Source organism: Oceanobacillus locisalsi, from assembly GCF_042675985.1.
GTDB lineage: Bacteria > Bacillota > Bacilli > Bacillales > Amphibacillaceae > Oceanobacillus > Oceanobacillus locisalsi.
Genome location: NZ_JBHTKK010000026.1, coordinates 1 through 12,457, shown reverse-complemented (window position 1 = coordinate 12,457; position 12,457 = coordinate 1). Strand labels below are relative to the sequence as shown.

Annotated in this window: 13 protein-coding genes; 9 read left to right on the top strand and 4 right to left on the bottom strand. The window is 41.0% G+C overall.

What is annotated here, in order from left to right:
• Nucleotides 1–5: 5 nt before the first annotated feature.
• The 7 genes from ACFQ19_RS16855 to ACFQ19_RS16825 all read left to right on the top strand — a co-directional run bounded on the left by ACFQ19_RS16855 (nucleotide 6) and on the right by ACFQ19_RS16825 (nucleotide 8,199).
• On the top strand, nucleotides 6–1,202 hold the full coding sequence (locus ACFQ19_RS16855) for a PDZ domain-containing protein (RefSeq protein ID WP_379593826.1): 1,197 nt from the start codon (nucleotides 6–8) through the stop codon (nucleotides 1,200–1,202).
• 222 nt (nucleotides 1,203–1,424) lie between these two features.
• The gene (gene uvrB / locus ACFQ19_RS16850) at nucleotides 1,425–3,407 is read left to right on the top strand and encodes an excinuclease ABC subunit UvrB (protein ID WP_379593825.1); all 1,983 of its coding nucleotides are present in this window, start codon (nucleotides 1,425–1,427) and stop codon (nucleotides 3,405–3,407) included.
• Between the two features lie 7 nt (nucleotides 3,408–3,414).
• Nucleotides 3,415–6,288: an excinuclease ABC subunit UvrA gene (gene uvrA, locus ACFQ19_RS16845; protein ID WP_379593823.1), complete on the top strand. Its 2,874-nt coding sequence runs from the start codon at nucleotides 3,415–3,417 to the stop codon at nucleotides 6,286–6,288.
• 143 nt (nucleotides 6,289–6,431) lie between these two features.
• Nucleotides 6,432–6,785: a YojF family protein gene (locus ACFQ19_RS16840; RefSeq protein WP_379593822.1), complete on the top strand. Its 354-nt coding sequence runs from the start codon at nucleotides 6,432–6,434 to the stop codon at nucleotides 6,783–6,785.
• 49 nt (nucleotides 6,786–6,834) lie between these two features.
• Nucleotides 6,835–7,518 carry a bacillithiol biosynthesis deacetylase BshB2 gene (gene bshB2 / locus ACFQ19_RS16835; protein WP_379593821.1) on the top strand — a complete coding sequence of 228 codons (684 nt, stop codon included), beginning with the start codon at nucleotides 6,835–6,837 and terminating at the stop codon, nucleotides 7,516–7,518.
• Between the two features lie 136 nt (nucleotides 7,519–7,654).
• Entirely contained in the window at nucleotides 7,655–7,846 is a 192-nt protein-coding gene (locus ACFQ19_RS16830) for a PspC domain-containing protein (RefSeq protein ID WP_379593820.1), read from the top strand.
• Nucleotides 7,846–8,199, top strand: a complete 354-nt coding sequence (locus ACFQ19_RS16825) for a phage holin family protein (protein WP_077601948.1) — start codon at nucleotides 7,846–7,848, stop codon at nucleotides 8,197–8,199. The genes ACFQ19_RS16830 and ACFQ19_RS16825 overlap by 1 nt, the downstream gene beginning before the upstream one ends.
• A gap of 54 nt (nucleotides 8,200–8,253) precedes the next feature.
• Here ACFQ19_RS16825 and ACFQ19_RS16820 read toward each other — a convergent pair whose 3' ends face one another.
• The 4 genes from ACFQ19_RS16820 to ACFQ19_RS16805 all read right to left on the bottom strand — a co-directional run bounded on the left by ACFQ19_RS16820 (nucleotide 8,254) and on the right by ACFQ19_RS16805 (nucleotide 9,997).
• A complete protein-coding gene (locus ACFQ19_RS16820; protein ID WP_379593875.1) occupies nucleotides 8,254–9,021 on the bottom strand; it encodes a MerR family transcriptional regulator in 768 nt (255 codons plus the stop codon).
• 232 nt (nucleotides 9,022–9,253) lie between these two features.
• Nucleotides 9,254–9,397 (bottom strand): YvrJ family protein, encoded by a 144-nt coding sequence (locus tag ACFQ19_RS16815; protein WP_379593818.1) that lies wholly within the window; start codon nucleotides 9,395–9,397, stop codon nucleotides 9,254–9,256.
• 122 nt (nucleotides 9,398–9,519) lie between these two features.
• A complete protein-coding gene (locus tag ACFQ19_RS16810) occupies nucleotides 9,520–9,732 on the bottom strand; it encodes a DUF2922 domain-containing protein (RefSeq protein WP_379593817.1) in 213 nt (70 codons plus the stop codon).
• A 34-nt stretch (nucleotides 9,733–9,766) separates the two neighbouring features.
• Complete coding sequence (locus ACFQ19_RS16805; protein WP_379593816.1) at nucleotides 9,767–9,997, bottom strand: DUF1659 domain-containing protein; 231 nt, start codon at nucleotides 9,995–9,997, stop codon at nucleotides 9,767–9,769.
• Between the two features lie 360 nt (nucleotides 9,998–10,357).
• Here ACFQ19_RS16805 and ACFQ19_RS16800 point away from each other — a divergent pair, with 360 nt between their 5' ends.
• Both ACFQ19_RS16800 and ACFQ19_RS16795 read left to right on the top strand, forming a co-directional pair.
• Nucleotides 10,358–10,921, top strand: a complete 564-nt coding sequence (locus ACFQ19_RS16800; protein ID WP_379593815.1) for a sigma-70 family RNA polymerase sigma factor — start codon at nucleotides 10,358–10,360, stop codon at nucleotides 10,919–10,921.
• A gap of 39 nt (nucleotides 10,922–10,960) precedes the next feature.
• Nucleotides 10,961–12,100 carry an N-acetylmuramoyl-L-alanine amidase gene (locus ACFQ19_RS16795; RefSeq protein ID WP_379593873.1) on the top strand — a complete coding sequence of 380 codons (1,140 nt, stop codon included), beginning with the start codon at nucleotides 10,961–10,963 and terminating at the stop codon, nucleotides 12,098–12,100.
• Nucleotides 12,101–12,457: the final 357 nt, after the last annotated feature.

Genomic DNA, 12,457 nt, shown 5'->3' with positions numbered 1-12,457 from the left:
TATTGGTGGAATCATGGCTTATTGAATTGGCAAAAGGCATAGGCAAATTTTTTCTGAACCCGGCATTATACTGGTTTTTATTTATATTAACGATGGCAAGTTATCTTCGTATAAAACGTGAGCGGTATGATTTCGGGATAAAAATGTATCCCAGGTTTATGGAATGGCATCGGACCTGGCTTGTTGCATTAATCAGCGGGATATTGATATCGGCTGTTATTATCGGTGCCGGAATGGTATTTTCGTATGAAACGCTTCTCGTATTAGCACTCAGCTTTGTTATTTTAAGTGTCAGTACGCGTTTTACATTACTTTCCCCCAGTTATACTTTGGGGCTGACATTCCTTATTTTATTTTTTGCGCCTTATGTATTAGACATGCAAAATGTTGTGGATTACTCCTTGCTGTACGGACGGAGTCTTCCGGCGTTAGCGGTGCTGGCAGGTCTGCTTCTTTTTGTAGAGTCTTTATTGATTAAACGGATAGAAAAACAGGACGTGTTTCCAAGCATTCAATTAAGTGATCGCGGGGCTTGGGTAGGTGTGCAGCAGCTGAAGCGGCTAACGGTTGTACCGCTGCTGATGCTCGTACCTGAAGGAGCAATTACTTCTTTTGCGCCTTGGTGGCCTTATTTATCCATTGGCGAATCTTCTTTGGGATTAGTGCTTATTCCCTTTTTAATAGGGTTTAACTACAAAGCTAAAGGGCATTTCCATGAGGAGGCTATCTATAAACTCGCAAAAGCGAATACCTTTTTAGCAATCGGTATTCTGCTTATTGCTGTCGGCGGTGTATTTGTTCCATATCTTTCCCTTACTGCCATTATCCTGGCGATAATAGGAAAAGAATATTTGAATTACCGTTACAGAGAAGGCGACCGTTTGCGCCGGCCATATTATCAGCCACATGCAAAAGGGTTGCGGGTTGTCGGTGTTTTACCGGGAAGCCCTGCAGACAGGCTAAAAATAGAACCTGGCGAAGTGGTTTACCGAGTTCATGGAAGAAATGTACAGACTCCTCAAGCTTTTTATGAAGCGCTGCAGGGGAGTGGCGCTTATATTAAAATGGAAGTGCTCAACCAGGACGAAGAAGTCCGTTTTGTACAATGCTCTCTGTACGAAGGAGAACATCATTCCTTAGGATTTCAATTTGCAGAAGAACCTTTTAAAGCAAGAAGAGAGAGAAAGAATAACGCATCTTAATAAAAGAATGCTTGGAACAGCAGTTGTTACGTGCTCCAAGCATTCTTTTCGTTATTATAAAATAGAATCAAGGATTGAGTGTTTGACAGAAAGGCTATAATAGAAGTAGAGGATTTTAAATAAATTGTATACAACAATATAAAGAAAATATCGAATGCTTGTTCGTTTTTGGCAAAAAGGGTATAATAGATAATAGTTATTGCAAGGAACGGAGGAAATAGGATGAAGGATCAATTTGAATTAGTATCTGCTTATGAACCGGCGGGCGATCAGCCGGAAGCAATTAATGACATTGTTGAAAAAGTGCTTGCCGGCCAGCGTCACCAGACATTGCTCGGTGCTACCGGAACGGGAAAAACATTTACCATGTCCAATGTGGTCAAAGAAATTAACCGGCCGACACTTGTGATTGCGCATAATAAAACATTGGCAGGTCAGCTGTATAGTGAGTTTAAAGAATTCTTTCCAAATAACGCGGTAGAATATTTTGTGAGCTATTATGACTACTATCAGCCGGAAGCTTATGTGCCTTCTACCGACACGTTTATTGAAAAGGATGCAAGTATCAATGATGAAATTGATAAATTACGTCACTCGGCTACATCCGCACTTTTTGAACGAAATGATGTTTTAATTGTATCCAGTGTTTCCTGTATTTACGGTTTGGGTAATCCGGAAGAATATAAGAGCCAGGTGCTGTCCTTAAGGCTCGGCATGGAAAAAGAGAGAGATCAGCTGTTGCGGGAGCTGGTGGATATTCAATATGCAAGAAATGATATTAATTTTCAGCGCGGGACATTCCGTGTACGCGGAGACTCCGTAGAAATTATCCCTGCATCACATGAAGAACACTGTATCCGGGTAGAATTTTTTGGGGATGAGATTGACCGGGTTCGGGAAGTCGATGCGTTAACCGGTGAAATTATCGGAGACCGTGAACATGTAGCTATCTTCCCAGCTTCTCACTTTGTTACCCGTGATGAAAAGATGAAAATAGCGATTAAAAATATCGAAAAAGAACTGGAAGAACGGCTGAAAGAATTACATGATGCCGGGAAACTGCTGGAAGCGCAACGTTTAGAACAACGGACCAATTATGATTTGGAAATGATGCGGGAGATGGGCTTTTGTTCCGGAATTGAAAACTACTCGCGTCCATTAACGTTACGTGAGCCGGGAGCAACGCCTTATACTTTGCTGGATTTCTTTCCCGATGACTTTTTAGTTATCATTGATGAATCCCATGCGACATTGCCGCAGATCCGCGGTATGTACAATGGAGACCAAGCCCGGAAGCAGGTTCTGGTGGATCACGGATTCCGGCTGCCTTCTGCAATGGATAACCGGCCGTTACGATTTGAAGAGTTTGAGGGAAAAACCAATCAACTGGTGTATGTTTCTGCAACGCCGGGGCCATATGAATTAGAGCATTCACCGGAAATGACAGAGCAGATCATCCGGCCGACAGGCTTGCTGGATCCGGAAGTGCAGGTCCGACCGATTGATGGACAGATTGATGATTTAATTAGTGAGATTAATAAACGGACGGAACGTAAAGAGCGTGTCTTAATCACGACGTTGACGAAGAAAATGTCAGAGGACTTAACCGATTATTTAAAAGAAATCGGCATTAAAGTTGCTTACCTGCATTCGGAAATTAAAACATTGGAGCGGATTGAAGTGATTCGCAATCTTCGTGTCGGAAAATATGATGTGCTTGTCGGAATTAACCTTCTCCGGGAAGGGCTGGATATTCCGGAAGTATCGCTGGTTTCCATTTTGGATGCAGATAAAGAAGGATTCCTGCGTTCCGAGCGTTCTTTAATTCAGACGATGGGTCGTGCTGCGCGTAATGAGCAGGGCAAAGTCATTATGTATGCAGACAAAATAACCGATTCCATGCAAAAAGCGATGGATGAAACGAACCGCCGTCGTGAAGTACAGCAAGCATATAATGAAAAATATGGCATCACCCCGCAAACTATTCGGAAAGAAGTCCGGGATGTTATTCAGGCAACGGTTGCTGCCGAAGCTCCGGAAACCTACGAATCGGAAGCGGAACAAGTGAAGAAGATGACGAAGAAGGAAAGACAAAAGGTCATCGAAAATATGGACGAAGAAATGAAACAAGCAGCCAAAAATCTAGACTTCGAGAAAGCAGCGGAATTAAGAGATGTTCTCTTGGAGCTTAAAGCGGAAGGATGAGGTTTTTATGCCAAGCAAATCTATAAACATTCAAGGTGCAAGAGCACATAACTTAAAAAATATAGATGTGGATATTCCTAAAAATAAATTAGTAGTTCTGACCGGACTGTCCGGTTCCGGGAAATCCTCCCTTGCCTTTGATACCGTTTATGCGGAAGGTCAACGCAGGTATGTTGAATCTCTGTCTGCCTATGCAAGACAATTCCTGGGACAGATGGACAAACCGGATGTCGATGTGATTGAAGGGTTATCACCGGCTATTTCGATTGACCAGAAAACAACCAGCAAAAATCCAAGGTCTACTGTGGGAACGGTGACCGAGATTTATGATTATCTGCGTTTACTATTTGCACGGGTAGGAAGACCGACTTGTCCAAAGCACGGTATTGAAATCAGTTCCCAGACTGTACAGCAGATGGTTGACCGGGTGCTTGAATATCCGGAAAGAACGAAAATGCAGATTTTATCCCCTGTCGTATCAGGCAGGAAGGGAGAACATGTCAAAGTATTAGAAGACTTGAAAAAGCAAGGCTATGTACGTATCCGAGTAGATGGAAATATGATGGAAGTTACCGACGATATTAATTTGGAAAAGAATAAAAAGCACTCTATCGAGGTTGTTATTGACCGTATAGTGGTGAAAGAAGGCATCGAAAGCCGTTTAAGTGATTCTCTTGAAGCAGCATTGAAACTTGGCGATGGCAATGCTATTGTCGATGTGATTGACGATGAAGAGCTGTTGTTCAGCGAGAACCATGCATGCCCGATTTGCGGTTTTTCCATTGGGAAGCTGGAGCCGCGCTTATTCTCTTTCAACAGCCCGTTCGGTGCTTGTCCAAGCTGTGATGGATTGGGCTCCAAACTTGAGGTGGATGAGGAATTGGTTATTCCGGATTGGGATAAAACGTTGAATGAACATGCGATTGCACCTTGGGAACCGATCAGTTCACAGTATTATCCGCAGCTTCTCAAAAGTGTTTGTGACCATTATGCGATTCCGATGGATGTCCCAGTGAAAGATATTCCTGAGGAAAAAATGGATATCATTTTAAATGGCAGCGGAAAGGAAAAAATTCATTTTCATTATGAGAATGATTTTGGCAGTTCCCGTACGAAGGATGCTCCTTTTGAAGGGGTGCTAAAGAACGTGGAGCGCCGATATAAAGAAACGTCATCCGATTTTATACGTGAAACATTAGAAAAATATATGGCTCAGAAAAATTGCCCGACTTGTAAAGGGAACCGTTTAAATAAGGAAGCACTGGCTGTATTAATGGATGGAAAGCATATCAGCCAAGTAACCGATTTTTCGATTTTGGAAGCTAAAGACTTCTTCCAGCAGCTTGAACTAAGTGACAAAGACCGTCAGATTGCACGTCTGATTTTAAGAGAAATTGATAGCCGTCTGGCATTTTTAAATAATGTTGGTCTGGATTATTTAACCTTATCCCGTTCAGCAGGAACACTTTCAGGAGGGGAAGCGCAGCGGATTCGCCTGGCAACACAAATCGGATCTGCGCTGACAGGTGTGCTTTATGTGCTTGATGAGCCTTCCATCGGTCTGCATCAGCGTGATAATAATCGGCTGATTGAAACGCTTAAACAAATGCGGGATTTGGATAATACGTTAATCGTTGTAGAACATGATGAGGATACGATGCTGGCAGCGGATTGGCTGATAGATATTGGTCCAGGTGCAGGCGAACATGGCGGAGAGATTGTCGCCAGCGACACACCGGAAAATGTGAAAGCAAATGAGAATTCTTTAACCGGCCGTTATTTATCCGGAAAAGAATTTATCCCTGTACCGTCGAAACGTAAAAAAGCAGATAAGCGTAAAATAAAAATTACCGGGGCATCGGAAAATAACTTAAAAAACGTATCCGCTGAAATTCCTATCGGTTTGATGACTGTTGTGACTGGTGTTTCCGGATCTGGAAAAAGTACGCTGGTAAACGATATTGTTTATAAATCCCTGGCGAAAGAATTATATAAAGGAAAAGTGAAGCCCGGGAAATATCGGTCTATCAAAGGTATCGAGCATATCGACAAAGTCATTGATATTGACCAGTCTCCAATCGGAAGAACGCCGCGTTCCAACCCGGCCACATATACCGGCGTATTTGATGACATTCGTGATGTATTTGCGCAAACGAATGAAGCTAAAGTACGCGGTTATAAAAAAGGACGTTTCAGTTTTAATGTGAAAGGCGGACGTTGTGAAGCCTGCCGCGGAGACGGGATTATCAAGATTGAAATGCATTTTCTGCCAGATGTCTATGTCCCATGTGAAGTTTGTGAAGGGGCACGTTACAACCGAGAAACCCTGGAAGTGAAGTATAAAGGCAAAAATATATCCGAAGTCCTGGAAATGCGGATTGAAGAAGCATTGGAATTTTTCTCTGCAATTCCAAAGATTAAACGGAAACTTCAAACCATGTACGATGTCGGATTAGGTTATATTAAGTTAGGTCAGCAGGCCACAACTTTATCCGGCGGGGAAGCACAGCGGGTGAAGTTAGCGAGTGAGTTGCATAAACGCTCCAACGGCAAGACCTTTTATATTCTGGATGAGCCGACTACCGGCCTTCATTCTGCTGATATCCGCCGTTTGCTGGATGTTTTGCAGCGTCTGGTGGATAATGGAGACTCTGTTATGATCATCGAACACAATTTAGATGTGATTAAAAGCGCAGACCATATTATTGATTTAGGTCCAGAAGGTGGAGACCGCGGCGGACAGATTGTTGCGACGGGATCTCCGGAAAAAATTGCAGAGCAGGCAGACGTCTCTTATACAGGAAAATACCTAGGCCCAGTTTTAGAAAGAGATAAAGCACGTATGGAAGATGTGCTGAAAGAGAAAGTCAGCAGTAAATAATGGAAAAATGCCAGTCTGTAAAGCATCGTGTTTTGCAGGCTGGTCTTTGTTAGGAAGGACAGTATATTAATTTGATGAAGCTGTTCATTTGACGCTGTGTCTGCATTTCGATAGAGTGAAAGAGTAGAATTGGAGGTTGAAACATGAAGCCGATAGAAATGGAAAAAGTTCAGCAGGCGCTGGACAGTTACTTAAATAAAGATGTATATGTCCATTTAGAGACAACAAATGGTGCTTATGCGAGTCATTTAGATGCCAATGCTTATAATGTTGGCGCATATATACGGAATGCAAAAGTGAGATATGAGAATGCAAAAATTATAGGGGACGGAAATTCCTACCGTGTCGGTTTGAAGATGGAAATCGGCTGGATTTATGCAGAAGGATTGACGGATTGGACGATCCATGAAGGACATCAGCTGCTCATGGCCGGCCATGACGATGAGGGCCGGTTAATGGTCGCATTGGAAATTAGCGAGACACCGTTTCAACAATAATAACAGACACGAATGATATAGTTTGATTTCAGAAAGACAGGTGAACGAAATGGAGAAACATGTTGTTGTCATTTATCCACATCCGGATGATGAAGCATTTGGAGCGTCCGGCTCCATCGCGCAGTTTCGAAAAGAAGGCGTGCCGGTAACATATTTATGTGGAACGTTAGGACAAATGGGAAGAAATATGGGGAATCCGACATTTGCAAATCGGGAATCCCTGCCTGAAATTCGCAAAAAAGAATTGAAGCAGGCATGTGAAACCCTGGATATCGAATTGAAAATGCTCGGGTATCGTGATAAAACAATTGAATTTGAAGATAAACAAGAGGTAGCGGATCATTTAAGAGGGTATTTGGAAGAAATTAAACCATCCCTTGTCATCACGCATTATCCCGGCTATGCGGTGCATCCGGATCATAATGCTTTGGGAGCTGCTGCAATCCAGGCAGTAGAAGAAATGGCTCCTGAGGAAAGACCCAAAGTTTGGGCCCAAGCTTTTTCAAATGGGCATGAAGAAGATTTAGGCAGCCCGGATATCGTCAATGATGTGCACGATACGTTTGATACCAAGCTGCAAACAGTCCTCTCCCATGACTCACAGGTAGCAGGCATGTTTGGCTGGTTTAAAAAGATGGATGAAATCGATGAAGAAGTAAAAAATGAATTGATTGAAGGGCAATCTATAGAACGTTTTTATACTTGGCATTTTGATAAAGACGTCTCCAAATAATTGTTTTGTTTAAAAAGAATACGATGCGGGAAAATAGAAATGAAACTTTTTCATTTCTATTTTCGTATATAAGGATAGCAACCCACATAAGCTTGAATCAATAAACAGCAAAACAATTACCTGAGGAGGTACTTTCATGAAAAAATTAAAGCGTTCTGAAACCAATAAAATACTCGCCGGCGTACTTGGCGGATTAGGAGAATATTTAAATGTAGACCCGACACTGTTGCGGATTATTTTCTTAATCCTGCTTATCCCGAGTTTTTCTACATTAGCGATTGTTTATCTCATCGCTGCCTTTATTATGCCTAGGGGAGACGTGTATTAATGTTACTTCGGGGAATTATTTCATTAGTATTAAATGCTGTTGCGCTGATAGCTGTTGCCCAGATTTTTGATTCTTTTCAGCTGGATGGATTTGGAACAGCGCTGTTAGCAAGTGTTATTTTAGCCATCTTGAATATGTTTGTGAAGCCGATTTTGGTAATTTTAACATTGCCGATTACAGTGATTACATTTGGATTGTTTTTAATTGTTGTCAATGCGATTATATTGATGATTACGCAGGCGCTTATCGGACCTTCCTTTGTCATTGACGGGTTTGGTACGGCGTTTATCGCATCGATTGTGATTTCATTGATTTCGATGATTTTAAACAGTGTTGTTCGAGATATACGGTAAAAGAGGAGGTCAGGTTGTTGCCTGGCTTTTTTCTTTATCTAAAAATGTATTTTATTATTTTTCTTCGTCCTCTTTATACTTCTGTTCCATCGCTTTAGCTATTTCCTCCATATAAGCTTCTTCCTCTTTCGACCAGAAAGTCGGAGCTACAAAATCATCCGCCGCTTCAGCAGATTCCAATTGTTCTTCCCAGTTATCGATGTTTTTTGTAATAACATCTTCAGAGACAATTTTCATAAATAATTCATTGATATTTAACAATACCTGTTGTGCTTCCGGGGCATGCGAAGGGACGTTTTCTCTCATCAACCTTTTTACTTCAGCCAGGATAGACAGCCATTCTCTATCTAATTTCGCGCGAACTTCCTTTGAAATATCTGTGAAAAGCGATGCAAAATCATCTGGAAAATGCTCCTTCATCCATGCCTTTTGTTCTTCTTCAAATTCCATCCCGTGAAGTAACGAGGTGAGTACCGTCCAATCTAATAGAAAGTTATCATTTAAAAGTTCTTGTACATGATCGATGGCTGCAATAGCACGGTCTAATTCTTCCCGCTTGTGCACCAATACCTTTCTCTGAATAGGAAGAGAATCAGCGAAATTGTCTAACGTGACTTCTTCTTTATCCAGCATTTCTCTAATTTCCTGCAACGAGTATCCAATAAACTTTAATGATTGAATCCGCTGTAAGGTTGCGAGTTCCTCTAATCCGTAAAAACGATGACCATTCTCACTTCTTTTGTTTGGGTAAAGAATCCCAAGCTCTTCATAAAAACGCAGCGTTCGTGTTGAAAATCCGGTTTTTGCTCCGAATTCACCAATGGTATATATCTGAATCAGTTCCTTTACTGATAAGTATAACGGTTTCCGTTACGTGAAGTGCAAGGGATTTTCTTATGATTTAAAAATTCAAAGCGATTTAAAATATAAGATAGTTATGCCTTGAATATACGTAAACCTAAAAAGAACGAAAAAATCCGAACTCATCAGAATTCTGCTAAGAGAATTCTAAATGGCCGTTCGGATTTTTATGGCAGAAAATGTTATATGTTCATCATTCATTTACCTTCTTAGGAATGGAAATCGCGTAGATGGATTCAATTAACTGATTCAGTTTTCCTTCCACCCGGTGCAATAAGTAGAAGGTCACCGCCGCAGGAAATCCAATATCCGTTATAAGAGAAATCCATGCTTCCATAGGGTTCACCACCTTTGATTTCATAAACGAATGTCGAATAAGCATGCCTTTTGTAGCATTTATACAAGAACAATGCCGTGAGGAGAGTCCCTCACGGTCTAAAGTCCTGTATGAGCCAAACATTATAATTCAATATCTTCCACGATACGCTCCACAATACGGGCACTGTGTACTTCAGTCAGGTTGCCGCCTGTGGAGTAAAGGGCGTTTTCCCCGAGGATTGTGTCCATTGCTTCTTGGATTGTTTCAGGATCGACTGGTTCGACAGGATGGTCCAACGTATAAGTCACTACACGGCCTTCTTCATTTAAGAATTTCAATTCCAGTTTTCGCATGTTTTTCACCTCCTTTCTTCATAAACTGCAGTGATTAAGCTTCTTCGTCATAAATGTCTGAAGCGTCTCGGCGCGTGATAGCGTAGAGCGTATGCTGCTGAACAGATGCGAATGCGTGCGCTGTTTGGAAGAGCTGTTCAGCAGTAGCTTCTGGTTTGACGTTGTTGAATCGTTTTTGCTTGAAGACAAACTCCCCGGTCATGGGATCAATACCTTCGTTTATCGTCAGCTGCAAAACGGATTCAGTTAATTCAGCGACTGCCATGGTTCATCACCTCCTTTCATCCCTATAGTCGTTTCTGGTTTTAAAAAGGGGGCATATTTAAAGTGAATTTATTTAGTATGCAAGAAATCATTCGAAAAATGGGTAATGGAAGCTTTTCAAAGGCGCTATGTAGCGTTTTTACGACGATATTTGCAGAAAATGTTAGTATTTGTCTACAAAAAGTATAAAATTCGAAAATTGTCCTAGTAAAAGTCTTTTATATCAATAAAGTAGTTCAAAAATAATAGGGAAATTTGACTGAATTATAGCTATTTCTATCCTGAAATGCTATTTTGCAATATGACAAAACTTTTATATTCTGGTAAATTAATAATAATCTAATTGAAAGGGGAGTTATAAATGAGTAAAAAGTTGTGGGAGTTGGAGGATTTTATTGAACAGAATCAGCGCAGGGTATATTACCAGATGGCACGACTGCAAATTGAAGAGGAAAAAGAGGAGTATTTTCAAGAGGGATTGGTAGCGATGTGGAGAGCATATGAAAACTACATGCCGGATAAAGGACCTTTAGCTACGTATATGAATTTTCAAATCCGCAATCGTTTAGTGGATGTATTTCGGAAATCTATGGTGGAAAAAAAGTACTTTGAACAGTTAGGTCATGAACAAAATGTAGAAACAAAATCAGGAAACTATAGTCAGGCACATGGAAAGAAAATATCGGCGGAATTTGAAGGGGGAGGGGACCCGCAAGAAATAGTGGAGCATAATAATGAAAACGATTTCTATCAATTCACCACGTTACTGACAGACAAACAAAAAGTCTGGTTCCACTGTGCCATTTTAGAAGGATTGTCTAATCAAGAAATTGCGATACAGGAAAAGGTGAGCATCGAGGCAGTAAAAAGCTGGGCAAAAAGCTCGAAAAAGAAACTTCGTAAAATAGATTGGAACAGGGGCTAAAAATAATAATTAATAATAGGGGGCGGTATTGTGGTACAAATGAAAGAACAACTCATTCATGACACGTCATTTAAGTATGGTAATAATAACCAAAAAAGCTATATCACAATCCATGAAACCGATAATGTAAGGCGTGGTGCAGGAGCGCAAAATCATGCTAATTTACAATCTAACGGAAATTCTCGGGAAGCTGCTTGGCATTGGCAAGTGGATGATAAAGTGGCGATTCAGTCTTTTGACCACCATTTTCAACTTTGGGGAGCGGGTGACGGCAGAGGCAATGGAAACCTTCATTCTATACAGATAGAAGTTTGTGTCAATGCAGATAGCGATTATAAGAAAGCTATTGAAAATACGGCTGCTTTAGTCAAACATATTATGAAGAAGGAAAGCATTTCGTCATCTCATGTGAACCAGCATCATACGTGGAGCGGAAAACATTGCCCCAGAAAATTAAGAGATGGAACACATGGCGTAACATGGAACCAATTTAAAAAGATGATCGGGAAAGCATCTGGTAACCATTCCATATCAAAAGCAGCAAACAATAACAGCAGTAATTGGACCAAGGTGTCGGGAAATTGGACTGGGCAAACATTAGGAAACGGGGAATACGGAGAGCCCGTGAAACAGCTGCAAACAAAGCTGGCAAATAATCAACCGCCTTTTTATCCCAATAAAAGTGCTGAAAACTATGGCATTGATAGCTATTATGGTAATGATACAGAGAATGCGGTCACACGTTTTCAATCGTATTATGGTTTAGCTGCTGATGGATTAGCAGGTAAGCAAGTTTATCAACAGTTAAATAGCTCTTCTGCCGATAATCCTTCTTCTGGAAGCGGAAAGTCTATTTCGAAGTTGGTAGAAGAAACGAAAGCGGGAAAGCACGGAAATGGAGAAGCTCGTAAAAAGTCTCTTGGCAGTCATTATCAAGCTGTGATGAAGGTGATTAATGGTGAATCTTCATCCAGCAAACAACAATCGCATGCGATAAGCGAAGGCAGCAAAGTATCTGCCAACCGTTTATATACGACATCCAGCAGCACTAAAAATGTACGCCGTTCCAGTATTTCCGGGATTGTGGACACCATTAATGCTTACTGGCGTAATGAAATTCGTTTAAAAGATGGTAATGGAAATTATATTGGCTTTACACGCGGGCAGGATTTGCAGTAATTTAGAGGGGCTGTTGCAAGATACATAATAAGCATTTTGCTGCAGCTCTTTTAGAGTATCATGTGAACATCTAATGAAGTGATTTAAAATGAATGGAAAAAGAAGATAAAACCGTGTTTTCAAGTGTTCAAGTACTTCATAATATGTCAAAATGAAAATACTATAAAGGTGATTTCATGTCATACGAGTGCAGAACGGCTGAATTCACTCCCCCTTCCATGTTATTCTTAACTTGTAAAAAATAACCAAGGGGATGAATGGAAATGGTTAAGCAAGCTGTCGAGATAAAACTAAGTGAAAAACAACATAAAATACTTGAAAAAATGTTTAGGGGTAGCCACACGCCCCTCCATTTTA